This is a genomic window from Sulfitobacter sp. PS-8MA, assembly GCF_040933935.1.
GTDB lineage: Bacteria > Pseudomonadota > Alphaproteobacteria > Rhodobacterales > Rhodobacteraceae > Sulfitobacter.
Map to the genome: position 1 here is coordinate 253,481 of NZ_JBFQYJ010000007.1, position 25,980 is coordinate 279,460.

Sequence of the window (25,980 nt, forward strand, 5' to 3'; positions counted from 1 at the left end):
CGGCGCAAAGCCGTGCCGGAAGAAAGGAAAGACCAATGCTGAAAAATGATATGCTCGAACAATGGGACCGTGAAAACTTCTTTCACCCCTCCACCCATCTGGCGCAGCACGCGCGCGGCGAAAGCCCGACGCGGGTGATCAAAAGCGCCAAAGGCAGCCATATCACCGACCGCGACGGCAATGAATTGCTTGACGCTTTCGCGGGGCTCTACTGTGTGAACGTGGGCTATGGCCGCAGCGAGATCGCCGAAGCGATTGCCGAACAGGCGCATGAGCTGGCCTATTACCACGCCTATGTCGGCCATGGCACCGAGGCGAGCATCACCCTGTCGAAGATGATCCTCGACCGCGCGCCCGAAGGCATGAGCAAGGTGTATTTCGGCCTTGGCGGCTCGGACGCGAATGAGACCAACGTCAAGCTGATCTGGTATTACAACAACATCCTGGGCCGTCCCGAGAAGAAGAAGATCATCTCGCGCTGGCGCGGCTACCACGGGTCGGGGCTCGTCACCGGCTCGCTGACCGGGCTGGAGCTGTTCCACAAGAAGTTTGACCTGCCGCTGGCGCAAGTCGTGCATACCGAGGCGCCTTACTACTACCGCCGCCCAGACGTGAACATGAGCGAAGCCGACTATGTCGCGCATCTGGTGGGCGAGTTGGAAGCGCTGATCGAGCGGGAAGGGGCGGACACCATCGCGGCCTTTATCGGTGAGCCTGTTCTGGGCACCGGGGGCATCGTGCCGCCGCCCGCGGGCTATTGGGCCGCCGTGCAGGAGGTGCTGAAGAAACATGACATCCTGCTGGTCGCGGATGAGGTCGTCACCGGCTTTGGCCGTCTGGGCAGCATGTTCGGCTCGGATCACTACGGTATGACGCCTGACCTCATCACCATCGCCAAAGGGCTGACCTCGGCCTATGCGCCGCTCTCGGGCTCCATTGTCGGTGACAAGATGTGGAAGGTGCTGGAACAGGGCACCGATGAGAATGGCCCCATTGGCCACGGCTGGACCTATTCGGCCCATCCCATCGGTGCGGCGGCGGGGATTGCGAACCTCAAGCTGATCGATGATCTGAACCTCATCGAAAATGCGTCTGAGGTGGGCAAATACCTCAATGCGCAGATGAAAGATGCTTTGGGCGATCACGCGCATGTGGGGGAGATACGGGGCGAAGGCATGCTCTGCGCCGTGGAACTGGTGCAGGACCGCGACAGCCGCGCGGGCTTTGACCCGACCCGCAAGGTGGTGCCCAGCATCGTGGGCGAGATGGCCAAGGCCGGCGTCATCGCCCGCGCCATGCCGCAGGGCGATATCATCGGCTATGCGCCGCCCTTCTGCCTGACCCGCGAAGAGGCCGACACCGTGGTTGCGGCCACCGTCGATGCGGTGAAAGCGACCCTGGGCTAACCGTCCGGTAAAGCGTTACTGGCGGCCCGGCTTTGGCTGGGCCGTCGTTTTTCTGGGGGAGGAGAATCCCCGACACGGGGGTAAAGATTCCCCGCCGAATTTTTTGAAGAAATCGCCGCCGCGGGCTGGAAATGCCCGGAATCCGGCTATTTCCTGTGGCATAGATTCATCATTTAGAAACAGTTCCACGATCTGACGCCCATTCGCTCTGATTTCGCCAAAATTAGAACACAGTTCCCAAGAATATTGATAGCAAGTCGCTGCGATCCGCTCGTGGGGGCAGCTTGTATTCGATGAGTGGAGATTAGAGATGCGAATTTTGGCGGTGGATGACGATCCGATTATCCTCGAATTGCTTGGTCAATTCGTCGAAATCATTGGAACGCATGAATTGTTGACCGCCGACTCGGCCTTGGATGCGCTTGAGGCTTTGGGCGACCCCGACATCGGGCATATCGATTGTTTCATGTTGGACATTCAGATGCCGGGAATGGACGGGATCGATCTGACCAAACGTATCCGCGAAACGGCGCGCTTCTCTGACACGCCGATCCTGATGCTGACCGCCATGTCCGACAAACGCTATATCGACGCGGCTTTTGCGGCGGGGGCGTCGGATTACGTCACCAAACCCTTTGAGATCGCCGAGCTGACCTCTCGTCTCAAGATCGTTGAGAATATGGCCCAGGACCGCCAGCAGCGCACCAAGAAGATCTTCGCGGCCAAGTCGGTTGCAGATCAATCCCGACATGTCGAACTCTTTGAGCCGATCTCCATCTATGACGTCGACAATGTGATCGAATATACCGCGATGGAAAACTACGTGGCGCAGCTGTCGCGCAGCGCGCTCTTCGGCTCGACGACTTTCGCCTTTACCATCCGAGAGATTGACGCGTTCCACGCCACCCTCTCTGCCTTTGAGTTCTACAGCCTTGTCTCTGACGTGGCCGAAGTGCTGTCGGACACGTTGATCGGGCATCAATTCCTGATGTCCTATGCGGGCAATGGCACCTTTGTGTGCATCACCGAAAGCGGCTGGCGCCCGGATATGGCGGCGCTGATGGATGCGGTGAACTTTGAGCTGTCGCAGACCGAGCTCTTCGACAACCACGGCGAGCGGGTGCATCCGCGGGTCAGCGCCGGGAATGCGGTGCGGCTGATCTGGAAACACGGCAACTCGGTGATGGATGCTTTGGCCGACGCGCATTCTAGCGCCGAAGCGGCGAGTGCGGCGCATACCAAATCCCTGACCAACTTCTGGCAGGTTGACCAACGCGCATGACAAAATTGATGACAGAACTGCCCGGGATCGAACGAATCCGCAGGCGTTTTATTGAGATGTTGGCAGAGCGGCAGACGCAGATCGCCAGCCACGGGCTTGCGGCTTGGGATGGGAAGACCGTCGAAGAGATCACCAGCAATCTGGCCGGCGCACAGGCGATCCTGCACCAGATCGCGGGCAGTGCCGGGTCGCTGGGGTTCGAAGAACTGGGGCAGACGGCGCGTGCCTGCGAGCTTCAGATTGTCGATCACCTCGCCGGGCCGGATGCCGATCAGGCTGCCTGTCCTATCGAGCTGATCTCGGCCCTGGATGATTTTGTGGCGCTCTGCCGCAAGGAGACCGAGGCGCTCGACTGAGGTCGGTCAGCGCGTCACCTGCTTTCGCATGAAATAAGCCAGCTCCACGGTCGAATGCCTGGGATTACCCGGCCTGCATTGCGGTTTTGACCTGATCGGCGAGGGCGATCGGGTCGAAAGGTTTGCTGATCACATCGGCCGCACCCAGCTCGCGCAGCTCCTCAATCTCATTGTGCTGCGCCCGCGCGGTCATGAAGATCGCCGGCACATCGCGCAGGCTGTCCATCTCGCGCATTTTCTCAAGCGTCTGGCGACCGGTCATGCCGGGCATCATCATGTCGAGCAGGATCACGTCAGGCGTATAATCCTGAACCTGGTTCAGCGCCGCCTCGCCGGTTTCGCATTGAACGACGTCGAACTCGCCGCTGAGCTCTAGCGCCATCAGCGCGATTTCACGAATATCCGCGTCATCTTCGACGTGCAGCAGTTTGATCATCATACACTCTCTTTAGGAGGCTTCGCGCAGGAGCGGAGCCGTTTCCTTCGCCCCCATCTGAGAAGTTTTCTTCGGCAGGGTAAAGTAAAATGTCGTACCAAATCCTTCACGACTGTCAAAACCTATTTGACCACCCAGGCTTTCGACAATCGCTTTGCAGACGCTGAGCCCCAAGCCGGTGCCGCCCTTGATCGTGCGGTTGGAATTCGACAGATCGGCAAAGCGTTGGAACACCTTATGCTGCTCGCTGGCCGGAATGCCCATGCCCTTGTCCGTCACCGAAACGCGCAGTTCCTCGGCGCTGTCTTCGGCGCGCAGCAGGATGCGGTCCCCGGGTTTGGAGAATTTGGCCGCATTCGAGAGCAGGTTTGTCAGCACCTGAATAATGCGGTTCGGGTCCGTGGTGAGCCAGATCGGCGCCTTGGTATTTTCAATCTGGATACGGACCCCGAAACGCTGTTCCAAAGACGCATTGGCGCTGCCGGTTTCCTGCAAAAGCTCCGAGATATTGGTCTCTTGCATGTCAAATTCGAGCCGCCCATTGGCGATCTTCTCAAGGTCGAGGATATCATTGATGATAAGCACCAAACGGTCGGCATTGCGGTGCGAAATCTCAAGCAGGGCGCGGGCCTTGGGGGGTAGATCCCCCGCCGCGCGGGACAGCAAAAGCCCCATCGCGCCTTTGATCGAGGTCAGCGGAGAGCGCAGCTCATGGCTGACCATGGAAATGAATTCGGACTTTGTGCGCTCTTCGCTGATGAGATCCGTGATGTCATGCAGCATGATCAAGAACCGGCCGGGCGCGCGGCCGATTTGCAGCATTTTGATGGTCACCTGAAAATGCTTGCCAAAGATCTCGGCATCAAACTGGGTCATGGTTTTGCGGGTCTGGGCCAGCGCTTTGCAGGCGCTCAGAACCGTCTCGCAATCCGTTTCCCGCGCAAGGTCGTCAAGCGTGCGTGTGCTATAGGCCTTGTCGCTCCAGCCGGTGCGGCGCATGGCGCTGCGGTTCATATAGGTCAGACGGTGGGTCTCGGCATCGACGATCCAAATGTCGTCGCGCAGCTCGTAAAGGGTTTCAGCGGTGTCACGTTCGGCCAGAAGCTCATGGGCGCGGGTCACATCGGTCCGGGCGGTGATCGAGCCGGTCCATTTTCCGCCGGAATCATACATCGGCATGACCGTGATCTGGGTGCAGATCATCCGCCCATCCGCGCAGCGCAGCGGGGTTTCGCCCTGCCATGTGTCGCCGCGTTTCAGCCCGGCGCGGATCTCGGCGGCCAGTTCCTTGAAGTCCTCGGCATAGAGCATCGAGACCGGCTGGCCGATCAACTGCTCGCGGGTGTAGCCGGTGAGCGAGGTGAAGCGGTCATTCACCTCTGTCAGCAGACCTTTGGTATCCACGATATTCACGATGGCGTGGCTGTCAAAAGCCTTGAGCCGCTGGGCCATGCCAAGCTGCCGATCCTCGGTCTGGGCAGCGGGCTGGGCCATGGGAATGATAAAGGGCGCAAGCCCCGCCAGAACGATTGCGCCGACCACGGGAACGGCCTCTGCCGCCGGGCCGGAGAGCAATGCAGATGAGGCGCTGTACCAGCCTGCCGCCAATGCGGAGCTTAAAATGAAGCTTCCGGCGGTGCGCTTGTTAGCAATATGTAACGACACTCGTAATCCCTCGCCGATTGAACGATACGCTCTCCCACTCATGCGCGTCGCTACTCGTGTAATATGTTTAAACTGTCAGGCCATGTTGGCAATAATATGGCATGTCGCACATTAGCGTCAGTGAATTACATTTATCAAGTTTAAGATGCCTGTGCAGTTCTACCTGTGATTGAATCGACAACCTTGCGGATTCCGCTGCGCGATTTGACAATATGGATGTCCACCCGCGCATCCGGTTCGCGGTTGCTGTCCGCCGATAGGCTGATGACCTTGGCAGAGGGGTGCAGGCGGGAAATATCGTCCAGCAAGGTCCGGGCGTCGCCATCCGGCAAGGCCCAGTCGAGAATGATGATATCGGGTTTCATGCGGCCAAGCGCCCAATGCGCCCGGGCCAGCGATGTGACATTGGTCACCTGCGCAACCTTGCCCAGCCCGGCACGGATGACCTCGGAAAAGTCGAGATCATCTTCGATATGCAGCACTTGAAGGGTTTCATCGCAGCTCTCTGCCATGTTCTGCACCGGTTCCGGCGCGTCCTCTGCCGTGGCGTCGGCGATCGGGCAGGTGAACCAGAAGACCGTGATCCCTCCCGGAATACTCTCAAACCCGATGCTGCCCCCTTGGCGAGAGACGATCTGTCGCGTGATATTCAGGCCCAAGCCGGTGCCGCCTTTGGCGCGCGTGTCAGAGCCATCGGCCTGAGAGAAGGCTTGAAAGATACGCGGGCGGAAGGCTTCCGGCACGCCCGGCCCGCTGTTCTGGATAAAGACAATCGCCTTGTCGCCCAGATGCTCGGCCCGGATCAGCACATCGCTGTCCGCGTCGGAGTATTTGCAGGCATTGGAGATCAGATTGGCCAACACCTGCCGGGTCCGGCTTTCGTCGGCGCGCACCATCAGCGGCATCTCTGGCAGTTGCACAACCAACTGGTTGCTATGGGTGCTGGCAAAGGGCGACATCTCGCTGCTTGAGGCACGGATCACTTCGCCGAGGTCGATGTCATTGAAGTCAAAGGCGACTTCGCCGGAGGAGATTTTCTCAAGGTCGAGAATGTCATTCACGATATGGGTCAGACGGTCCGCATTGCTGCGCGCGATTTCGATGAGCCGGACGTGGGAGGGCTGCAATTTGGTCTGCGCGCCGGTGTCGATCAGCCCCAATGCGCCTTTGATCGAGGTCAGCGGGGTGCGCAGCTCATGGCTGACCGTGGAGACAAATTCGCTCTTGATCTGGTCGAGCTTTTTCTGATCGGTGATGTCGTTGATCTGGACGATATAGACATGTTCGCGCGTGTTCTTGTCGAGCGTCCAGGAGACATTGAACAGCCCCCAGCGTTCGGTGCCGCGTTTATGGGCGATGCGGCATTGGGTCTGATAGACTTCGGCGGAATTGGCGGCGACCAAACCCTGCACATCCCCATAGAGCTTGCGCAGATCCTCTTCGGGCAGGAGATCGCCAAGTTTGATCCCCGCCAGAAGCTCTGCTTCGCTATAGCCGCAAAGGGCGCAGAGAGCGCTGTTAACGCTTTTGAAAGCCCCGCCTTTGCCCAGAATGGCCATGCCCACGGGCGCGGCGGCCAAGACCTGGCGAAAGCGGCTCTCGCTTGTCTCCAGCGCGTTTCTTGAATGTACCAGATCGGTGACATCCATCTGGGTCCCGACCATCCGCAGCGCCGTGCCATCTGCCGCCCGTTCGGTCACCCGCGCGTCCGACCGCATCCAGCGCCAGTTGTTTTCCCCGACATTGATCCTGAATTCGGTAATGGAACGGCTGGTCTCTCCCTTGATGCAGGCCAGATCGGATTGCATGAGGCTTGGCAGATCATCGGGGTGGACCCGCTGCAAAAACTCCGCCTGCGTGTTCGGGGTGCGCAGATCGTCTGGCAGGCCGACGATATGGCGCCAGGTATCGGAGACCGCCGATTTTCCGGTGACTAGATCAATATCGAACACCCCGATCTGAGCGCCCTCAAGCGCCAGATCATAGAGCGCTTTATTATGGGCCAATTCCTCCTGCACCGCGATTTCCGAGGTCAGATCGCGCACGATCGCCGTGACCCGTCGCTCGCCGGTATGGGTCGTCCAGCTGTTGCGCTGCAGATTGAGTTTCAACGTCTGGCCAAAGCAGGTCTTGCCCGTGGCATTGACCTGCCCATCTTCGGTTTCACCAGAATGGCAGAGGATCAAGTCGCGAAACGTCATGCCGCGCAGCATCTCGCGGCCATAGCCAAAACAGACCAGCGCCGCCTGATTGGCAAAAAGGACGCAGTCCTGCCCATCAAGCAGAAAGACCGGCGTTACAGCGTTTTCGATAAGCGACCGGTTCTCTTCTTCATGGGCGTCGATCTGGCGTTCGCGCAGCGCGGCCAGCTCGCTCAGCGCCTCGCTGCGCTGGCGCAGGCTGCGAAAGGCAACGGCAAGCAGACCGGTGAGCGAAAGGCCCGACACCAGCAGGATCAGCGGCAGATTGCTTTGCGCGGTCGCGTCGAATGACGGGGTACTGCTGTGGAGCAGGGTCCAAGGCCGGCCAAAGCGTTCGATGGTCTGCGCGGTGCGATACCGCCCGCTCGGCGCCTCCGCCTCCTGCCCGTCGTAAAGCTGCCTGTCCGGGTCGGCCATAAGCCCGTCGTAGACCTGTAGCTCATAGGCCTGCCCCTGCAAGGGCGTCAGATCGGTCAGCAGATTAGCCGCGACGAAAGGCGCCGCGATCCAGCCGGTGAACCCCTCGACTTCGCTCGGCGGCGCAGTGGAGCCGCCCACCGCGCCGGCCTCAAAAACCGGCCGCAGCAGCAAGAACCCCGGTGTTTCGCTGTCGTCCTGAACCAGGTAGACCCGCGGGGATAGCTGCGGCTTGCCGGTGCGCAGCGCCTGTAGCGCGGCCCGGCGCCGGTCTTCGTCAAAGCTCAGGTCCAGCCCCAAAGCCCCCCGGTTTCGCTGGGGCGGGTGGATATATTGCAGCACGATCCGGTCGGCAGCGCCGGTGTCCGGATGGATCTGGAAATCGTCGATTCCAAGGGCGGCCATCTGGGCAAGAAAGGCGTCTTCCGTCCCCTCTGCGACGGGGGCGATAAAACCGATACCGTTGATGCCGGGCAGAAACCTGTCGATCTCCAAAGTATCGACATAATCCGAGAAATCGCGTGCCGTCACCTCGTCAGAGGCATTCATAAAGGCCGCGACACCGTTCAATGCTTGCAGATAGGCGTTCATGCGCGAATCGAGATTCTGAAGGCTCTCTTCGACGATCTGTTCAAACCGATGCGTGGCCGATGCCTCATTGCTGCGGCTGCTGAAAAGAAACACGCCAATGGTGACGGCAAGACATCCCAGCAATAATATGATCTCGGGTCGCCGCAACAGATCCCACCTTTGTATCCGGCTAAGGGGCAAAATAGACCTTCCGGATCGGGGAAAGCTAACGCCACAAGCTTGGTTGTCCAATCTACCTATAATCTCGAACGGGGTTAAAAAATCAACAATTTGGACTGGCCGGGCGCGAAAGCCTGAGGTCTGTTGCTTTCGCGCATAGACGCCCCCGCCGGGGATTGCCGCCTCTCCCTGTGCGCTTTACCAAGTTTGCGAGCGGTATTTGAATAGAGGTGACCCAATGGACGATGAGACGCAGCTTGAGGGTGCCTATGACTATATTATCGTTGGGGCAGGCACCGCCGGCTGCGTCTTGGCCAACCGGCTGAGTGCCGATCCCAGGAACCGTGTGCTGCTGCTCGAAGCCGGGGGCGACGACAATTACCATTGGGTCAAAGTGCCGGTGGGCTATCTTTATTGCATCGGCAACCCGCGCACCGACTGGATGATGAAGACCGCCCCCGAGCCCGGGTTGAACGGCCGCGCGCTGGTCTATCCCCGCGGCAAGGTGCTGGGCGGCTGCTCTTCGGTGAACGGGATGATCTACATGCGCGGGCAGGCGGCGGACTATGACCATTGGCGCCAGCTCGGCAACACCGGCTGGAGCTGGGACGACGTGCTGCCCTATTTCCTCAAATCCGAGGATCACCATGCGGGCGCCAATGCCATGCATGCCACGGGCGGCGCGTGGAAGGTGAGCAAACAGCGTCTGCGGTGGGACATTCTGGAAGCGGTGCAGGAGGGCGCGCGGGAGTTCGGGATCAAGCCGCGCCGCGACTTCAACGACGGCGACAACGAAGGCTCCGGCTTTTTCGAGGTGAACCAGAAAGGCGGCCTGCGGTGGAGCACGGCGCGCGGCTTCCTGCGGCCCGCCATGAAGCGGCCCAACCTGCGGGTGATGACCCATGCCCATACCGATGGGCTGATCCTCGACGGCAAGCGCGTGACCGGGGTGCGCTTTACCCATAAGGGCCGTGCGCTGCGGGCAGAGGCCGCGGGCGAGGTGCTCTTGGCGGCGGGGGCGATCAACTCGCCCAAAATCCTTGAGCTTTCCGGCATCGGACGCCCCGATCTGCTAAGCGCCATGGGGATCACACCGCTGCATGACTTGCCCGGCGTGGGGGAGAACCTGCAAGACCATCTGCAAATCCGCACCGTCTATAAGGTTCAGAACACCAAGACGCTGAACACGATGACCCATTCACTTTGGGGCAAGGGGCGTATGGGGTTGGAGTACCTCTTGCGGCGCAGCGGGCCGCTGGCCATGGCGCCCAGCCAATTCGGCATGTTCACCAAATCCGACCCGGCGCTGGCAACGCCTGATCTGGAATATCATGTGCAGCCTCTTTCGACCGACAGGCTGGGCGACCCGCTGCATCGGTTCCCCGCGATCACCGTCTCGGTCTGCAATCTGCGGCCCGACAGTATCGGCAGCTGCCATCTGACCAGCCGCGACAGCGCCGTGCAGCCTGACATTCGCCTGAACTACCTCTCTGCCGAGAGCGACAAACGCGTGGCGGTCACGGCGATGAAACAGGCGCGGCGCATTATGACCGCAAAGGCCTTGCACCCCTATGCCCCCGAAGAAATCCTGCCCGGACCAGAGGTGCAGAGCGACGCTGACCTGCTCGACAAGGCGCGCGACATCGCCACGACGATCTTTCACCCCGTCGGTACCTGCAAGATGGGCAGTGATCCGATGGCGGTGGTCGATACAGATCTGCGGGTGCAGGGGCTGAGCGGGCTGCGGGTCGTCGATGCCTCGATCATGCCCAAGATCGTCTCGGGCAATACGGCGTCGCCCACGGTGATGATCGCCGAAAAGGCCGCTGACGCCATTCTGGCGGCGCGGTGACGGTATGCTGAGCACGCGGCTTACCGAACGGCTGGGGATCACGCATCCGATCATCCAAGCGCCGATGGCCTTTGCCGCCGGCGGGCGGCTGGCCGCGGCGGTGTCGGGCGCCGGGGGGTTGGGGATGATCGGCGGCGCCTATGACGCGGGTGAATGGATTGCGGAACAGCAGGATCTGGCGGGCAATCAGTCGGTCGGCTGTGGTTTCATCACCTGGGCGCTGCGGGCGCATCCGCAGGCGTTGGAACAGGTGCTCGCCCGCGGCCCGGCAGCGGTGTTCCTGTCCTTCGGTGATCCGGCGGACTTCGTGCCGGCCATTCAGGCCGCCAAGGTGCCGCTGATCTGTCAGGTGCAGACCCTGCGCGATGCGGCCCATGCGATTGATCTGGGGGCCGAGATCATCGTCGCCCAAGGGGCCGAGGCCGGGGGCCATGGCGAGCGCCGCGCGACCTTTACTCTTGTGCCCGAAGTCGCCGATCACATCGCCCGCCATGCGCCCGACACGCTGCTCTGCGCAGCGGGGGGCGTGGGCGACGGGCGCGGCTTGGCAGCGGCGCTGATGCTGGGGGCCGATGGTGTGGTTATCGGCTCGCGCTTCTGGGCCTCGGATGAGGCGCTGGTGCATCCCGCGATGCTGCAGGCGGCGATCAGGGCTAGCGGCGACGACACGCTGCGCAGCACGGTCACCGATATCATGCGCGGCTATGATTGGCCGAAGCGCTACACGGGTAGGGTCTTGCGCAATGATTTTACGGACCGTTGGCATGACGACCCCGAAGGGCTCCGCACCGCATTGGCCGCGGAACGGCCGCGTTGGCAGGCTGCGGCGGCCGCGGGTGATGCGCGGATCGCCAATGCGTTTGTTGGCGAGGTGGCCGGCTTGATCCATGACGTGCGCCCCGCCGCCGACATCCTGCGCGATATTGTCGAAGGGGCCGAGGCCGCCTTGGCGAAAAGATTTGTCCTCTAGGCGGCAAGCCAAGGAAAAGCCTTGTCATTTCACTACGCTTGCCGATTTATGGCGGCAATAGATGCGGGGGAGGGGACATGCTGGAACATTGGTCAAAGGTGCTGGCCGAGCATTGGGGGATCGAGGCCGATCTTCACAGGCTCGACGGGGAGTATGATCTCAATTTTCGCGCCACGGGCCGCGATGGGGCGGGCTATGTGCTCAAGGTCATGCGCGCAGGCTGCGACGCTGCTTTGATCGATATGCAGACCGCCGCGCTGGCCCATGTGGCCGGGGGTGCGCCCGATCTGCCGATGCCGCGGGTGATTCAGTCGCTCAGCGGGGCGCAGGTGGTTGAGGCCGCCGACGACGCGGGCGAGAGGCGGCTGGTCTGGCTGCAAGAGGCGCTGCCCGGCATCTGCTATGCAAAGTTCGGCCCCCATACGCCGGCCTTGATCGAAGAGCTCGGCCGCGCGGCAGGCGGTTTGGCCGCGGCACTGGCGGATTTTGAGCATCCGGGGCTGGCGCGCGATTTCAAATGGGATCTGATGCAGGCCGATTGGATCGCGCCAAAGCTCGATGTGATCACAGACCCCTGCCGCCATGCGCTGCTGGCGCAGATATGCATAGATTTCGCCGCAGCGCGGGACATGATCGAACCCCTGCCGCACCAAGCGCTGCATAACGATCTGAACGACTACAACGTCCTGATCTCTGGCACTGGCGGCACAGGCGCGGTCACCGGGCTGATTGATCTGGGCGACATGTGCGCCGCGCCGCGCATCTGCGATCTGGCGATCTGTGCCGCCTATGTGGTGCTTGACCATGCCGAGCCGGAAGCGGCGCTGGCGGCTTTGGTTGCGGGCTATCACGGGGTCAACCCGCTGAGCGGGGGTGAGATCGACGCGCTCTATCCGCTGCTGCGGATGCGGCTGGCGATGAGCGTGGTGAACTCGACGCTGATGGCGCAGGACAACCCCGATGATCCCTATGTGACGATCTCGCAGGCGCCGGCCTGGCGGTTCCTCGAAGGGGCGACATTGAACGCCGAACTGCTGCGCTGCCGGTTGCGGGCGGCTTGCGGTCTGCCGCTGGATGATGCCAGCGCCCGGATCGCCGCATGGATCGACAGCGCGCGCGGCAGTTTCGCCCCGGTGATCGGCGTGCCGCTGGATGCCGCCCCGACGGGGGCGCTGTCGGTCGAGGCGGTGGCCACCCCGCGCAACCCTTTCGACATGACCCCTGCCGAGGCGGCGGCGCTAGGCGCGGATCGGTTCGGCCCCGATGACATCTGGCTGGGCTACTACCGCGAGCCGCGTCTGGTCTATACCGCGCCGGCGTTCCGCAAGGGGCCGTGGAAATCCTCGAACCGGCGCACGGTGCATATGGGGGTGGACGTCTTTGCCCCCGCAGGCACCCCGGTCAGCGCCCCCTTGCCGGGTCGCGTGACCTTTACCGAAAACCGCACCGGGGCGCTCGACTATGGCGGCATGGTGATCCTCGCGCATGAGACCCCGGCGGGGGATGTCTTTCACACGCTCTACGGCCATCTTGACCCAGAGAGCATCGTCGAGTTGGAAGAGGGGCAAGAGATCGCGGCGGGCGCGGTTTTTGCGCAGTTTGGCGCGGCGGATTGCAACGGCGGCTGGGCGCCGCATCTGCATTTCCAGCTGGCCTATACGCTCACCGGCATGGGCACCGATTGGCCCGGGGTGGCGGACCCTGATGAGCTTTATCTTTGGGAGGCGATCTGCCCCAACCCGGCGGCGCTGCTGAACCTGCCCGACGCCCATGTGGCCTGGCAGCCGACCGATAAAGACGCGGTCGCCCAGATGCGGCGGGACCATTTCGGCGGCAATCTCAAGCTCACCTATGACGACCCGGTGATGCTGCTGCGCGGCTGGCGGCACCATATGTTCGACGAATGGGGGCGGCCCTATCTCGATGCCTATAACAACGTGCCCCATGTCGGCCATGCGCATCCGCGCATTCAGGCGGTGGTGGCGGATCAGCTGATGCGGATGAACTCCAACACCCGCTACCTGCACCCGGCGCAGGCGGCATTTGCGGAAAAGCTGTTGTCGAAACTGCCGCCTGAACTGTCGGTCTGCTGGTTCGTCAATTCGGGCAGCGAGGCGAATGAACTGGCGCTGCGGCTTGCCCGGGCGGCCAGTGGCGGACGCGGGATGGTGACGCCGGATCATGGCTATCATGGCAATACCACCGGGGCGATGGACCTCTCGGCCTATAAGTTCAACGCCAAAGGGGGCGCAGGCCAGCCCGATTGGGTGGAACTGGTGGATATCCCCGACGACTACCGGGGCGCCTTTCGGCGCGGGTCAGACAACCCCGGCGAAGCCTATGCCGCGCAGGTCGATGACGCGCTGGCGCGTATGGCGGGCAAGGGGCATAGGCTGGCCGGGTTCATTGCCGAGACATTCCCCTCGGTCGGGGGGCAGATCCTGCCGCCCGAAGGTTACCTGAAAGGCGTGTACCAGCGCATCCGCGAAGCGGGGGGCATCTGTATCGCGGATGAGGTGCAGACCGGGCTGGGGCGTCTGGGCGAGCATTACTTTGCCTTTGAGGCGCAGGGCGTGCGGCCCGATATCGTCGTGCTGGGCAAACCCATCGGCAACGGCCATCCGCTTGGCGTGGTGATCACAACGCCCGAAGTGGCCAAGGCTTTCGCCAAAGGGCCGGAGTTCTTTTCGACCTTTGGCGGCTCGACCCTGTCCTGCCGGGTGGGCAAGACGGTGCTTGATATCGTTGACGACGAAGGGCTGGCGGAAAGCGCCGCCATCATGGGCGCGCGGTTGATGTCTGGCTTGCAAGACCTGGCCGAGAGACACCCGCTGATCGGCGATGTGCGCGGCATGGGGCTGTTTGTCGGGGTCGAGATGGTCAACGACCGCGCGCGCCGCGACCCGGCCACGCGGCAGACCGCCTATATCCTCAACCGGATGCGGGCGGCGCGTATTCTGATCGGCTGCGAGGGACCGGACAACAATATCCTGAAAGTCCGCCCGCCGCTGACGGTCGACGCCGAGGGCATCGACCTGCTGCTGCACCGGTTGGGGGCGATCCTGTCCGAAAGCGGCAGCCAGCCCGAGGGCTGAGCTAGTCCTCCAACTCCTCCCGCCCCGGCACATGTTCGCGGGCGGGGGCGGTCTCCCAGTTGTCGATCACCTCCATTGCCTCGCTCGCGCTTTCGACAAAGCGGAAAAGGTCGAGGTCTTCGGCCGAGATCGTGCCCGCATCGGCGAGCGCATCCCAGTTGATGATCTTTTCCCAGAACTCCCGGCCAAAGAGCAGGAAAGGCACGCGGTTCATGCGGCCCGTCTGGATCAGGGTCAGCGCCTCGAACAACTCGTCCATGGTGCCAAAACCGCCGGGGAAGACGCAGATCGCGCGGGCGCGCATCAGGAAATGCATCTTGCGGATCGCGAAATAGTGGAAGTTGAAACAAAGCTCCGGGGTAACATATTCGTTCGGCGCCTGCTCAAACGGCAGCACGATATTGAGCCCGATGGAATGGCCGCCCGCGTCCAGCGCGCCCCGGTTGCCGGCCTCCATCACCCCCGGTCCGCCACCGGTGACGATGACATTCTCCACACCGCCGCCTTCCATCGACTTTTCAGTCATCAGCCGCGAAAATTCGCGGGTCTCGTCGTAAAAGCGCGACAGATCGGCCAATGTCTTGGTCCGCGCGGTGTGTTTCTGCGCGGGCTCGGGAATCCGCGCGCCGCCAAAAAGCACGATGGTCGATTGAATGCCATGCGCATCAAGCAGCATTTCGGGCTTGAGCAATTCCAACTGCAACCGCACCGGGCGCAGCTCTTCGCGGCACATGAAATCTTCGTCGGTAAAGGCCAGACGGTAGGCGGGCGCGCGGGTCTGTGGCGTATCGGGCGCTTCTTCGGCCTTGGCGCGGTCCACAGTGGCGCGGCGCAGGGGGTGGCGGTGGTGCTCTGTCATCCTCGTGTCTTTCTTTGCTGTGGCTTGGCTGAAGTGGCGCGTTTGTCCTTTAGGTCAACATGCACCGTCCCGCGCGGTTTGACCACGCCCCTTTGGCGGACAATTGCACCCTAGGCACGGCGCGGCTATAGCCGTTGCAACGGCCTTTTCATCATTCGGAGACTTGCCCCATGTCCAACGCCCAACTCGAAACCGCCATCGAATCCGCCTGGGACACCCGTGACCAGATCACATCCGCCACCACCGGAGAGGTCCGCGACGCCATCGAAGAGACGCTGAACGCGCTCGACAGCGGCAAGCTGCGGGTGGCGGAAAAGCAGGAGGACGGCCAGTGGCACGTCAACCAATGGGCCAAGAAAGCGGTGCTGCTGGGCTTCCGCATCAAGGACATGGAGCACCAGGAAGGCGGCCCGCAGGGCGCTGGCTGGTGGGATAAGGTCGACAGCAAGTTCAAAGGCTGGGGTGATGCCGAGTGGAAAGAAGCCGGTTTCCGCGCCGTGCCGAACTGTGTCGTGCGCCGCTCGGCCTATATCGCGCCGGGCGTGGTCTTGATGCCCTCCTTCGTCAACATCGGCGCCTATGTCGACAGCGGCACCATGGTCGACACCTGGGCCACCGTCGGCTCCTGCGCCCAGATCGGCAAGAACGTGCATCTCTCGGGCGGCGTCGGCATTGGCGGCGTGTTGGAGCCGATGCAGGCCGGGCCGACCATCATCGAGGACGGCTGCTTTATCGGTGCGCGCTCCGAAGTCGTCGAAGGCTGCATCGTGCGCGAAGGCTCGGTGCTGGGCATGGGCGTCTTCATCGGCCAGTCGACCAAAATCGTCGACCGCGAGACCGGCGAGATCATGTATGGCGAAGTGCCCGCGGGCTCGGTCGTCGTGGCAGGCACCATGCCGTCCAAGAACAACGTGAACCTTTATTGCGCCGTGATCGTCAAGCGGGTGGATGCCAAGACCCGCGCCAAGACATCGATCAACGAGCTGCTGCGCGACTGACCGGAACCAAAGGGCCCGTCATGACGTTATACCCTGAATTCAAAGGAGATTAACGACATGACGGGTATCGGTTGGTTTGCAGCAATCATCGTGGGCGCCTTGGCGGGCTGGATTGCTGAGAAGACCATGAAATCGGACATGGGTCTGATCATGAATATCATCGTCGGTATTCTGGGCGCTTTGGTGGCCAACTGGCTGCTGATGCTGATCGTGGGCAGCACCTTGGGCGGCTGGTTTGGCCAGTTGATCGTCGGCGTGATCGGCGCCTGCTTGCTGATCTGGGTCACACGGCTGGTGCGTCGCAAGACCTGAACACATGAGGCGGCGGGCGATCCCGCTGCCTCTTTTCAAGACCCGGTGAAACGGGTAGGGCTGCCGAAAGCAATCGGTGGCCCTCATCATGTCTGAACCCAAGAAAACCAAGAAACCCTCGCGCCAGCAGGTCTTTACCCTGCTCGTCCAGATTGGCCGCAAGGTGGGGGACGGGTTGCCCGACAAGGCGACCGGCGCTGCGCTGATGTGTTTCGCCTCTGGCATTGACGAGGCCGAGGCGGTGCGCGAGACCGTGGCGATCTTGAAACAGGCGGACACCAACCCGCTGGACGTGACCGGCTATGGCACCTTGGAAGAGCGCGAGGCCGAGGGGCAGGAGATCGACGCCGAAGAGCGCGGCTTGATGCAGCGCGCTTTGGAGGAAAACTCGGTCATCATCGCGCAGATGACGCCGTTTTACGACTGAGCCGCCCGCGCGGCGGTGATTTGCGCCGCACCCTCTTGGCATCGGCTGCATTTGCGCACACAAGTTACCGGACAAGCGAAAATCCCTGAAAAGGAGCCGATATGTCCGGTCTCGACCCTGCCGACCTTACCGCCAAACTGGTGCGCTGCGCCTCTGTGACACCTGCCAATGATGGCGCGCTGGAAGTGCTGGAAGAGGTGCTGGGCGCGGCCGGCTTCGACTGCACGCGGGTGGACCGGGGCGGCATCTGCAACCTCTTTGCGCGGTGGGGTAGCAAGGGCAACACCAAGTCTTTCGGATTCAACGGCCATACCGATGTGGTGCCGATCGGGGACGAGGCCGATTGGTCCATGCCGCCCTTTGGCGCGGAAGTGAAAGACGGCATCATGTATGGCCGCGGCACCACCGATATGAAATCCGGCGTGGCCGCCTTTGTCGCCGCAGCGGTGGATTTCGTGAAGGACACGCCGCCCGACGGCTCCATCGTGCTGGCGATCACCGGGGACGAAGAGGGCGATGCGCTCGACGGGACCACCGCGCTTCTGGACTATATGGCCGAGGCGGGCGAGCGCATGGACGTCTGTCTGGTGGGCGAGCCGACCTGCCCCGAGCAGATGGGCGACATGATCAAGATCGGGCGGCGCGGCTCGATGAATGCGCATTTCAAGGTGACCGGCACGCAGGGCCACGCCGCCTATCCGCACCGCGCCAACAACCCGCTGCCCGCGATGATGCGGCTGATGGACGGGCTGGCAAGCCATGAGCTGGACCGGGGCAGTGATCACTTTGATCCCTCCACGCTGGCCGTGGTGACGGTCGACACCGGCAATAAGGCCACCAATGTGATCCCGGCGCAATGTCGCGGGGCGGTGAACATCCGCTTCAACGATCACCATTCGGGCGCGAGCCTGAGCGACTGGCTGCGCGGCGAGGCGGGTAAGATCGCCGCCGAATTCGGTGTCCAGGTGGATGTGGAGATCACCATCTCGGGCGAAAGCTTCATCACCCCGCCCGGCGCGCTTTCCGATCTGGTCGCGGGCGCGGTCGAGGCCGAAACGGGGGTGAAACCGGAGCTTTCCACCACCGGCGGCACCTCGGACGCGCGTTTCGTCAAGGCGCATTGCCCGGTGGTGGAGTTTGGTCTGGTGGGGCAGTCCATGCATCAGGTCGATGAACATGTGCGGGTTGAGCATATCCACCAGCTCAAATCCATTTACGCCCGTGTGCTGCACGATTATTTCACGTGAAACCAACCCTGATTGTCATGGTCAAGGAGCCGCGCCCCGGTCGGGTGAAAACCCGGCTGGGCCGCGACCTTGGCATGGTAGGGGCGGCCTGGTGGTTTCGCCATCAGACGCGGGCGCTGCTGCGTCGGATCGAAGACCCGCGCTGGCAGCTGGTGCTGGCGGTGGCGCCCGATGTCGAAGGGCTGCAAAGCCGCGTCTGGCCGGCGCATCTGCCGCGCTGGCCGCAGGGCAGGGGCAACCTTGGCGACCGGATGGCGCGGATGCTGCGCGCGGCACCGGGGATGGCCTGTGTGATCGGGGCGGATATTCCGGGCATCAACCGCAAGGAACTGGCGCGGGCTTTTGAGGCGCTCGGCCGCCATGACGCGGTCTTCGGCCCCGCGCCCGATGGCGGCTATTGGCTGGTGGGGCTGAAACACCCCCGCCGCGCACCGCCGACGCTCTTTGACGGGGTGCGCTGGTCCGGCCCGCATGCGCTGGCCGACAGCCGCGCGAGTCTCAAGGGCTACCGCATCGCCCAAGTCGCCAGCCTGCGCGACGTGGACGAAATTCACGATTTGCCATGACGACAGGGGGGGCGCGTGCTACCTGCTGAGGTATGAGCAAGATACCCAGCAAATCCGAGATCCTCGACTGGATCGAACAGAACCCCACGCTGACCGCGAAACGCGACATCGCCAAAGCCTTTGGCATCAAAGGTGCTGCGCGGATCGACCTGAAGCGCGTGCTGAAAGAGCTGGAGGCCGAGGGCCATCTGGAAAAGCGCAAGCGCAGCTATCAAGACCCGGACCGCCTGCCCCCCGTTTCGGTGCTGCTGGTCACCGGGGCGGACCGTGATGGCGATCTCTTTGCCAAGCCGATGGAGTGGCATGGCGAGGGGGCGGAACCTGTCGTTCTGCTGATCCCGCGCGACAGTGACCCGGCGCTTGGCGAAGGCGACCGGATTCTGGCCCGGCTGATTTTGGTGAAGGGCGAAGACCACCACTATGAAGCGCGGCTCATCCGGCGCATCGGCAGCAACCCGAAAAAGGTGCTGGGCATCTTCCGCAAGGCCGCGGAAGGCGGCCATATCGTACCGATCGACAAGGGGGCCGATCATGATTGGCGGGTCGGGGCGGACCATACCCATGGCGCCAAGGACGGCGAATTGGTCGAGGCTGAACAGGCCGGGCCAAAGGGACGCATGGGCGCGCCGCGGGCGCGGATTGTGGAGCGGCTCGGCGATCCCTCGGCCCCCCGCGCCGTGTCGCTGATTGCGATCCACCAGCATGGCATCCCCGATGAATTCCCCGATGAGGTGATCGCCGAAGCCGATGCCGCCAAACCGCAGGGCCTTAAGGGCCGCGAAGACCTGCGCGACCTGCCGCTGGTCACCATTGATCCGTCGGATGCGCGGGACCATGATGACGCCTGCTATGCCCATGCCGATGACGACCCCAAGAACGAGGGCGGCCATGTGGTCTGGGTCGCGATTGCGGATGTCGCGGCCTATGTGACGCCGGGCTCGGCGCTCGATATCGAAGCGCGCAAGCGTGGCAATTCCACCTATTTCCCCGACCGCGTGGTGCCGATGCTGCCGGACCGGCTGTCGGGCGATCTCTGCTCGCTGCACGAAGGCGTGCCGCGCGCCTGTATCGCCGTGCGCATGGTGCTGGACGCCAAGGGCAACAAGATCAGCCACAGCTTCCACCGTGGCCTGATGCGCTCGCCCGCCTCGCTGCATTACGGAGAGGTGCAGGACGCCATCGACGGCAACCCCAATGACCGCACCGGACCTTTGCTGGAGCCGGTCATCAAGCCGCTCTATGCCGCCTATGAAGCGCTGAAACTGGCCCGGGCCGAGCGGCAGCCGCTGGAGTTGGACCTGCCTGAGCGCCGCATCGAATTGGGCGACGATGGCAAGGTGAAGTCGGTGAACTTCCGCGAAAGGCTCGACGCGCATAGGCTGATCGAAGAGTTCATGGTGCTGGCCAATGTGGCCGCCGCCGAGACACTGATCAAAAAGAAAACGCCGCTGCTGTTCCGCATCCACGAGGAACCCTCGCCCGAAAAGCTGGAGTCTTTGCGCGAAACGGCACAGGCGGCGGGGCTGACGCTGGCCAAGGGGCAGGTGCTGATGACCTCGCATCTGAACCGGCTGCTTGATCAGGCGGCGGGCACGGATGATGCGGAACTGATCAACCTCAGCACCCTGCGTTCGCTGACCCAGGCCTATTACGGCCCGGCGCATATCGGGCATTTCGGCCTTGCGCTGCGGTCTTATGCGCATTTCACCTCACCGATCCGGCGCTATGCGGATCTGATCGTGCACCGTGCGCTGATCACGGCGCATGGCTGGGGCAAGGACGGGCTGACTCCGGAAGAGATCGAAGGGCTGGAACAGACCGGCGCGCATATCTCGGACACCGAGCGGCGTTCGATGGTGGCCGAGCGTGACACCACGGATCGCTACCTTGCCGCCTTCCTGTCGGAGCGGGTCGGCAATGAGTTCACCGGGCGGATCAGCGGCATCGCGCGCTTTGGCGCTTTCGTGAAACTGGATGAGACCGGCGCCGATGGTCTGGTGCCGATGCGGTCTTTGGGGCGCGAGTATTTCCACCACGACGCCGAGGCGCAGACGTTGATGGGGTCCGACAGCGGCAAGATGATCGGCCTCGGCCAGCGCGTCACCGTGCGGTTGGCAGAGGCGGTCCCGGTTACCGGCGGTATCGCCTTGGAACTGCTGGAGATTGAGGACCAGAAGGTCAAGCAAAGCGGCGGCGCGCGGCGCAGCCCTGCGGGGCGCAATCCGCGAGGCAAGGCGGTGAAAGCCAAACGCAAGAAGGACAAGATCAAACGCAAGGTGACCCGCACCCGCCGCTGACCGGCAAAGCTTCGCACATTCCTGAGCCGCCCCTTTCTTAAGGGACGCGCGCGGCCTAGGGTCGCGGCAATGTTATGCGCGAGGCAATGATGAACCGGTATTTCACGACCCTGACAGGCGTTCTGACTCTTCTCTCGGGCTTGGGCGCCGCCCCGCTGTTGGCCGCCGGCCCGATGGAATCGGTGCGGCCCACACCCCGGACTGCGCCGATCCTTGCCGCCGTGGTGGCGGAAACCAAGGCAGCCGCGCCCGAAATCGAAGGCGATGACGCCGGGCTGCGCGCCTGGGTCCGCGCCTTTCGCCCGCGCGCCTTGGCCGAAGGCATCGTGGCAGAGCTGTTTGACCGGACGCTCGATACTGTGCGCTATGACGAAGAGATCATCCGCCGCGACCGCAACCAATCGGAATTTACCAAAACGGTTTGGGACTATCTGGGCACGGCAACCTCGGATCTGCGGGTGCAGAACGGCGGCAAAGCCTTGGCCCAGTGGCAGCGCACGCTGGAGGATATCGAAGCCAAATACGGTGTCGAGAAAGAGGTGGTGACGGCGATCTGGGGGCTGGAAAGCGCCTATGGCAGTTTCCGGGGCAGTGACCATGTCATCAACTCGCTGGCGACACTGGCCTATGACGCGCGCCGGGCGGCGTTTTTCGAGGCGGAATTGATCAACGCACTGCGTATTTTGCAGGCTGGGGATGTCGAAGCGGATCAGATGCGCGGCAGTTGGGCCGGGGCGATGGGGCATACCCAGTTCATGCCCTCTTCCTTTTTGGCCCATGCTGTCGATTGGGACGGCGACGGGCGCCGCGATATCTGGGGCGATGATCCCTCGGATGCGCTGGCCTCGACGGCGGCCTATCTCAAACATTTCGGCTGGACCGAAGGCCAGCCATGGGGCATCGAAGTGGCGCTGCCCGAGGGGTTTGATTACCTGCTTGCGGACCGTTCCATCATTAAGAGCGCAGAGGAATGGACGGCCCTGGGCCTGACCCAGCTGAATGGCACGGCATTGGAAGCGCATGGCCCTGCCTCGGTCCTGCTGCCTGCCGGGGCCGACGGGGCCGCTTTTCTGATCTATGACAATTTTACGGTGATCGAGAATTACAACACCGCCGATGCCTATGTCATCGGGGTGGGGCATTTGTCGGACCGGATTGGCGGGGCTGGCCCGATCCAACAGTCATGGCCACGCGACGATCGCGCCTTGAGTTTCGATGAGCGGATCGAGTTGCAGACCTTGCTGACCGAGGCCGGTTTCGACACCGAAAAGATCGACGCCAAGATCGGCCCGCTGACTGTCAATGCCGTGCGGCGCTACCAGCAGGCCCGTGGTCTGGTCCCCGATGGCTATGCGCCGCCGCGCCTGTTGGAACGGCTGCGCAAGGAGTGAGGGACGCCCCGCTAGGGGCGCCCGGTGGCGTTAGCTCGCGGCTTTCAGTAGGTCTTTTTCCTTTAGCGCCGCATGGGTCGCATCCAGCGCCTTGGTCGCACGGGCGGCAAAGATGTCGATTTCCTCGGGCGTGATGATCAGCGGCGGAGAGATGATCATCCGGTCCCCGACATGGCGCATGACCAGATTATTGGCAAAGCAATGCTCGCGGCAAATATAGCCCGCGGTGCCCGCTTCCTGTGCAAATTTCGCGCGGCTTTCCTTATGCGGTGTCAGCGGCAGGGAGGCCATGAGGCCCGAGACATTCACCCCGCCGACCAGAGGATGCTCTGCCAGCTTATCTAGCGCTTCTTTCAACGCAGGGGCGGCGACGTTCTGCACATGGTCGATGATATTCTCTTCCTGCATGATGCGCAGGTTTTCCAGCGCCACGGCGGCACAGACCGGGTGGCCGGAATACGTGTAGCCGTGGTTGAACTCACAGGCGTTGATGACCTCGGCCACCTCGTCACAGACGATCGAGCCGCCAATCGGCGCATAGCCAGAGCTCAGCCCCTTGGCGATGGTCATGATATGCGGCTTGATGCCCATGGTCTGCGCGCCGAACCAATTGCCGGTGCGGCCAAAGCCACAGATCACCTCATCGGCAATCAGCAGCACGTCATGCTTGTCACAGATGCGCTGGATTTCGGGCCAGTAGCTGCTGGGGGGCACAACCACGCCGCCCGCGCCCTGGATCGGCTCACCGATGAAAGCGGCAACCTTATCCGCGCCCAGTTCAAGAATTTTCGCTTCCAACTCGCGCGCCCGGGCGAGGCCGAACTCTTCGGGGGACTGATCGCCGCCTTCGGCCCACCAATCGGGCTGGCCGATGTGGTGGATGCCGGGGATCGGCAGGCCGCCCTGTTCATGCATCGGGGTCATGCCGCCAAGGCTGGCCGAGCCGACGGACGAGCCGTGATAAGCATTCTTACGGCTGATCACATGGCTTTTCTCGGGCTTGCCCTTCTGCGCCCAATAGGTGCGGACCATGCGCAGGTTGGTGTCGTTTGCCTCGGACCCGGAGCCGGCGAAGAACACATGGTTCAGATCACCGGGCGCAAGATCGGCCAGTTCCTTGGCCAGCGCGATGGCGGGCACATGGGTCGTCTGGAAGAAGGTGTTGTAATAGGGCAGTTCGTTCATCTGCCGCGCGGCGACCTGGCCCATCTCCTCGCGCCCATAGCCGAGGTTCACGCACCAGAGCCCGGCCATCGCGTCGAGGATTTCATTGCCCTCACTGTCGGTCAGATAGATGCCCTTGGCCCGGGTGATCACCCGCGCGCCCTTGCTGGTCAGCTCGTCATTGGTGGTGAAAGGATGCATGTGATGCGCCGAATCGAGCGCTTGCAATTCCGCGGTAGGAAGATGGTTGGTAATCGACGACATGAGATGACACCTTATTCTGCGACTGTGATGAGCTTCACGCCGAGAATATGATCAAATTCAGCCATGTCAATCGAATCACCGCGTGGCAGGCTGGCCATCCAATGCGGCGCGGATCTGCGTCATACCTTGGGCCACATCCTCTGCCATGACCTGTGCTGCCAAAGCAGCGTCCCGCGCGGTGAAAGCGGCCAGCAGCTCGACATGTTTATCCGGCAGGTTGCTGGTGCCATAGCGGCCACAGACGACCCGCAGGGACGGGCCGAAACGCAGCCATAATTGGTCGACTGTCGTGGCCATGATGGGCGCATCGGCCAGCGCATAGATCAGGGCGTGAAAGCGATAGTTCTGCATCAGGTAGCCCCCCACATCGCCCCGGTCTATCGCCAGGTTTAGCACGTTATCGCAGGCATTTAGCTCTGCCAGATGGGCCTCTGTCATGCGTTCTGCCGCGCGGCGGGTCAGCTCGGGTTCCAGCGTCTCACGCATGAATCTAAGCTCTTCCAGCCCCGCGTGGGTCAGCTCCGGCACGGTCACGCGGCGGTTGCCCAGATGCGTCAGGGCGCCCTCGGAAATCAGCCGCCGCAGGGCTTCGCGCACCGGGGTCATACCGGCCTCAAGCGCGGTGGTCAGCCCCTGGATCGTCACCCCCTGGCCGGGGGCAAGATCGCCAAAGAGAATCATATTCCGCAGCCGTTCGTAGACATGCTGGTGAATGGGTCTTTTGGCTTCTGCCGAAGAAGCGGCAGGCGCTGCGGAAGCGGGGGATTCTGAGCCCATGAAAGCGATCTTTCGTTGTTGATGTACCGTAGCTTGCGGTATTTTCTTCTACAGGAAACCATAAACCATCTTGCCGGAAGAGGCAAAACTTGATCAAATTGACGAAAGGTGGGGATCAACCCGGCCTGTCTAACGGGAGTATAGAATGAAACATGCGATCTTGAGCAGCGTTGCTCTGGCCACAGTGATGGCAGCCGCCGCTTCTGCCGAAACCGTGCGGGTCTATAACTGGTCCGACTATATCGATGAATCCCTGCTCGAAAAATTCGAAAAAGAAACCGGCATCGAACTGGTCTACGACGTCTTCGACAGCAACGAAGTGCTGGAAACCAAGATGCTCGCCGGCGGGTCCGGCTATGATGTGGTGGTGCCCTCGGGCACGTTCCTGCAGCGTCAGATCGTGGCGGGTGCGTTCCAACCGCTGGACCGTGAAAAACTGCCCAACCTTGAGAATATGTGGGACGTGGTGACTTCGCGCACCGAGCAATATGATCCCGACAACGCACATTCGATCAACTACATGTGGGGCACCACCGGCATCGGCGTGAATGTCGGTAAGGTCAAGGAAGCCCTGGGCGAAGACGCCCCGATCGATTCCTGGAGCCTGGTCTTTGATCCCGCCAATATGGAAAAGCTGGCCGATTGCGGGGTGCATTTCCTCGACGCCCCGGCAGAGATGATCCCGGCGGCGTTGAACTATATCGGCGAAGACCCCAACAGCCATGACCCCGACGTGATCGCCAAGGCCGAAGACGTCTTCATGCCGGTCCGGCCCTATATCCAGAAATTCCACTCGTCGGAATATATCAACGCATTGGCCAACGGCGATATCTGTGTCGCGGTCGGCTGGTCGGGCGACATTCTGCAGGCCCGGGACCGCGCGGATGAGGCCGATAACGGCGTTGAAATCGCCTATAACGCCCCTCAGGAAGGCGCGCAGATGTGGTTTGACCAGATGGCCATCCCGGTCGATGCCCCGAACCCCGAGGGCGCGCATAAGTTCCTGAACTTCATCATGGACGCCGAGAACATGGCCGCCGCGTCGAACTATGTCTACTACGCCAATGGCAATAAGGCGGCGCAGGATCATCTGATCGAGGATGTGATCGGCGATCCGGCGATCTACCCTTCGGAGGCGGCGCTGAACAACCTGTTCACCACCACGCCTTACCCGCCGAAAGTACAGCGGGTGGTCACCCGCCTTTGGACCAAGATCAAGTCAGGCACCTGATCTGAACAAGGGGCGCG

Annotated in this window: 20 protein-coding genes; 14 read left to right on the forward strand and 6 right to left on the reverse strand. The window is 62.2% G+C overall.

Annotation, left to right across the window (positions count from 1 at the left end; all coding sequences use genetic code 11):
* Window positions 1-35: 35 nt before the first annotated feature.
* The 3 genes from AB4M76_RS14605 to AB4M76_RS14615 all read left to right on the forward strand — a co-directional run bounded on the left by AB4M76_RS14605 (window position 36) and on the right by AB4M76_RS14615 (window position 3,044).
* Entirely contained in the window at window positions 36-1,406 is a 1,371-nt protein-coding gene (locus AB4M76_RS14605) for an aspartate aminotransferase family protein (protein WP_368442706.1), read from the forward strand.
* 310 nt (window positions 1,407-1,716) lie between these two features.
* A complete protein-coding gene (locus tag AB4M76_RS14610; protein WP_368442708.1) occupies window positions 1,717-2,688 on the forward strand; it encodes a response regulator in 972 nt (323 codons plus the stop codon).
* Between the two features lie 8 nt (window positions 2,689-2,696).
* Window positions 2,697-3,044, forward strand: coding sequence for an Hpt domain-containing protein (locus AB4M76_RS14615; protein WP_368442710.1), 348 nt, complete (start codon window positions 2,697-2,699; stop codon window positions 3,042-3,044).
* A 64-nt stretch (window positions 3,045-3,108) separates the two neighbouring features.
* Here AB4M76_RS14615 and AB4M76_RS14620 read toward each other — a convergent pair whose 3' ends face one another.
* The 3 genes from AB4M76_RS14620 to AB4M76_RS14630 all read right to left on the reverse strand — a co-directional run bounded on the left by AB4M76_RS14620 (window position 3,109) and on the right by AB4M76_RS14630 (window position 8,501).
* A complete protein-coding gene (locus tag AB4M76_RS14620) occupies window positions 3,109-3,480 on the reverse strand; it encodes a response regulator (RefSeq protein WP_368443523.1) in 372 nt (123 codons plus the stop codon).
* Between the two features lie 12 nt (window positions 3,481-3,492).
* On the reverse strand, window positions 3,493-5,145 hold the full coding sequence (locus tag AB4M76_RS14625; protein WP_368442711.1) for an ATP-binding protein: 1,653 nt from the start codon (window positions 5,143-5,145) through the stop codon (window positions 3,493-3,495).
* A 140-nt stretch (window positions 5,146-5,285) separates the two neighbouring features.
* Window positions 5,286-8,501, reverse strand: coding sequence for a CHASE domain-containing protein (locus AB4M76_RS14630; protein ID WP_368442713.1), 3,216 nt, complete (start codon window positions 8,499-8,501; stop codon window positions 5,286-5,288).
* Window positions 8,502-8,751: 250 nt separating this feature from the next.
* On the opposite strand from AB4M76_RS14630, the gene AB4M76_RS14635 reads away from it, so the two are divergent.
* From AB4M76_RS14635 to AB4M76_RS14645, 3 genes are all read left to right on the forward strand, one after another.
* Window positions 8,752-10,365, forward strand: a complete 1,614-nt coding sequence (locus AB4M76_RS14635) for a GMC family oxidoreductase (protein ID WP_368442715.1) — start codon at window positions 8,752-8,754, stop codon at window positions 10,363-10,365.
* A 4-nt stretch (window positions 10,366-10,369) separates the two neighbouring features.
* Window positions 10,370-11,335, forward strand: a complete 966-nt coding sequence (locus AB4M76_RS14640; RefSeq protein ID WP_368442717.1) for an NAD(P)H-dependent flavin oxidoreductase — start codon at window positions 10,370-10,372, stop codon at window positions 11,333-11,335.
* Between the two features lie 77 nt (window positions 11,336-11,412).
* Window positions 11,413-14,430, forward strand: a complete 3,018-nt coding sequence (locus tag AB4M76_RS14645) for an aminotransferase class III-fold pyridoxal phosphate-dependent enzyme (RefSeq protein ID WP_368442719.1) — start codon at window positions 11,413-11,415, stop codon at window positions 14,428-14,430.
* A 1-nt stretch (window position 14,431) separates the two neighbouring features.
* Here the strand turns inward: AB4M76_RS14645 and AB4M76_RS14650 are convergent, their stop codons facing one another.
* The gene (locus AB4M76_RS14650; protein WP_368442721.1) at window positions 14,432-15,289 is read right to left on the reverse strand and encodes an LOG family protein; all 858 of its coding nucleotides are present in this window, start codon (window positions 15,287-15,289) and stop codon (window positions 14,432-14,434) included.
* A gap of 170 nt (window positions 15,290-15,459) precedes the next feature.
* Between AB4M76_RS14650 and dapD the strand changes: the two genes are divergently transcribed.
* The 7 genes from dapD to AB4M76_RS14685 all read left to right on the forward strand — a co-directional run bounded on the left by dapD (window position 15,460) and on the right by AB4M76_RS14685 (window position 22,527).
* Window positions 15,460-16,287 (forward strand): 2,3,4,5-tetrahydropyridine-2,6-dicarboxylate N-succinyltransferase, encoded by an 828-nt coding sequence (dapD, locus tag AB4M76_RS14655; RefSeq protein WP_368442723.1) that lies wholly within the window; start codon window positions 15,460-15,462, stop codon window positions 16,285-16,287.
* 57 nt (window positions 16,288-16,344) lie between these two features.
* Window positions 16,345-16,599, forward strand: coding sequence for a GlsB/YeaQ/YmgE family stress response membrane protein (locus AB4M76_RS14660; RefSeq protein ID WP_368442725.1), 255 nt, complete (start codon window positions 16,345-16,347; stop codon window positions 16,597-16,599).
* Between the two features lie 88 nt (window positions 16,600-16,687).
* A complete protein-coding gene (locus AB4M76_RS14665) occupies window positions 16,688-17,026 on the forward strand; it encodes a hypothetical protein (RefSeq protein WP_368442727.1) in 339 nt (112 codons plus the stop codon).
* A 101-nt stretch (window positions 17,027-17,127) separates the two neighbouring features.
* Entirely contained in the window at window positions 17,128-18,273 is a 1,146-nt protein-coding gene (gene dapE, locus AB4M76_RS14670; RefSeq protein ID WP_368442728.1) for a succinyl-diaminopimelate desuccinylase, read from the forward strand.
* Window positions 18,270-18,839, forward strand: a complete 570-nt coding sequence (locus tag AB4M76_RS14675) for a TIGR04282 family arsenosugar biosynthesis glycosyltransferase (protein WP_368442730.1) — start codon at window positions 18,270-18,272, stop codon at window positions 18,837-18,839. The genes dapE and AB4M76_RS14675 overlap by 4 nt, the downstream gene beginning before the upstream one ends.
* Before the next feature lie 32 nt (window positions 18,840-18,871).
* The gene (gene rnr, locus AB4M76_RS14680; protein WP_368442732.1) at window positions 18,872-21,136 is read left to right on the forward strand and encodes a ribonuclease R; all 2,265 of its coding nucleotides are present in this window, start codon (window positions 18,872-18,874) and stop codon (window positions 21,134-21,136) included.
* A gap of 74 nt (window positions 21,137-21,210) precedes the next feature.
* On the forward strand, window positions 21,211-22,527 hold the full coding sequence (locus AB4M76_RS14685; RefSeq protein ID WP_368442734.1) for a lytic murein transglycosylase: 1,317 nt from the start codon (window positions 21,211-21,213) through the stop codon (window positions 22,525-22,527).
* 30 nt (window positions 22,528-22,557) lie between these two features.
* Here AB4M76_RS14685 and AB4M76_RS14690 read toward each other — a convergent pair whose 3' ends face one another.
* Together AB4M76_RS14690 and AB4M76_RS14695 are read right to left on the reverse strand one after the other, a co-directional pair.
* Window positions 22,558-23,955, reverse strand: coding sequence for an aspartate aminotransferase family protein (locus AB4M76_RS14690; protein ID WP_368442736.1), 1,398 nt, complete (start codon window positions 23,953-23,955; stop codon window positions 22,558-22,560).
* 75 nt (window positions 23,956-24,030) lie between these two features.
* Window positions 24,031-24,732, reverse strand: coding sequence for a GntR family transcriptional regulator (locus AB4M76_RS14695; protein ID WP_368442737.1), 702 nt, complete (start codon window positions 24,730-24,732; stop codon window positions 24,031-24,033).
* Between the two features lie 145 nt (window positions 24,733-24,877).
* Between AB4M76_RS14695 and AB4M76_RS14700 the strand changes: the two genes are divergently transcribed.
* A complete protein-coding gene (locus AB4M76_RS14700; protein WP_368442739.1) occupies window positions 24,878-25,963 on the forward strand; it encodes a polyamine ABC transporter substrate-binding protein in 1,086 nt (361 codons plus the stop codon).
* Window positions 25,964-25,980 lie beyond the last annotated feature (17 nt).

What these genes read in the sequence shown, in the direction of transcription:
- rnr (WP_368442732.1), top strand. Translation starts at nt 18,872, where the DNA reads ATGAGCAAGATACCCAGCAAATCCGAGATCCTCGACTGGATCGAACAG.
- AB4M76_RS14610 (WP_368442708.1), top strand. Translation starts at nt 1,717, where the DNA reads ATGCGAATTTTGGCGGTGGATGACGATCCGATTATCCTCGAATTGCTT.
- AB4M76_RS14635 (WP_368442715.1), top strand. Translation starts at nt 8,752, where the DNA reads ATGGACGATGAGACGCAGCTTGAGGGTGCCTATGACTATATTATCGTT.
- AB4M76_RS14615 (WP_368442710.1), top strand. Translation starts at nt 2,697, where the DNA reads ATGACAGAACTGCCCGGGATCGAACGAATCCGCAGGCGTTTTATTGAG.
- AB4M76_RS14620 (WP_368443523.1), bottom strand. Translation starts at nt 3,480, where the DNA reads ATGATCAAACTGCTGCACGTCGAAGATGACGCGGATATTCGTGAAATC.
- dapE (WP_368442728.1), top strand. Translation starts at nt 17,128, where the DNA reads ATGTCCGGTCTCGACCCTGCCGACCTTACCGCCAAACTGGTGCGCTGC.
- AB4M76_RS14685 (WP_368442734.1), top strand. Translation starts at nt 21,211, where the DNA reads ATGCGCGAGGCAATGATGAACCGGTATTTCACGACCCTGACAGGCGTT.
- AB4M76_RS14695 (WP_368442737.1), bottom strand. Translation starts at nt 24,732, where the DNA reads ATGGGCTCAGAATCCCCCGCTTCCGCAGCGCCTGCCGCTTCTTCGGCA.
- AB4M76_RS14660 (WP_368442725.1), top strand. Translation starts at nt 16,345, where the DNA reads ATGACGGGTATCGGTTGGTTTGCAGCAATCATCGTGGGCGCCTTGGCG.
- AB4M76_RS14645 (WP_368442719.1), top strand. Translation starts at nt 11,413, where the DNA reads ATGCTGGAACATTGGTCAAAGGTGCTGGCCGAGCATTGGGGGATCGAG.
- AB4M76_RS14640 (WP_368442717.1), top strand. Translation starts at nt 10,370, where the DNA reads ATGCTGAGCACGCGGCTTACCGAACGGCTGGGGATCACGCATCCGATC.
- dapD (WP_368442723.1), top strand. Translation starts at nt 15,460, where the DNA reads ATGTCCAACGCCCAACTCGAAACCGCCATCGAATCCGCCTGGGACACC.
- AB4M76_RS14650 (WP_368442721.1), bottom strand. Translation starts at nt 15,289, where the DNA reads ATGACAGAGCACCACCGCCACCCCCTGCGCCGCGCCACTGTGGACCGC.
- AB4M76_RS14665 (WP_368442727.1), top strand. Translation starts at nt 16,688, where the DNA reads ATGTCTGAACCCAAGAAAACCAAGAAACCCTCGCGCCAGCAGGTCTTT.
- AB4M76_RS14700 (WP_368442739.1), top strand. Translation starts at nt 24,878, where the DNA reads ATGAAACATGCGATCTTGAGCAGCGTTGCTCTGGCCACAGTGATGGCA.
- AB4M76_RS14690 (WP_368442736.1), bottom strand. Translation starts at nt 23,955, where the DNA reads ATGTCGTCGATTACCAACCATCTTCCTACCGCGGAATTGCAAGCGCTC.
- AB4M76_RS14605 (WP_368442706.1), top strand. Translation starts at nt 36, where the DNA reads ATGCTGAAAAATGATATGCTCGAACAATGGGACCGTGAAAACTTCTTT.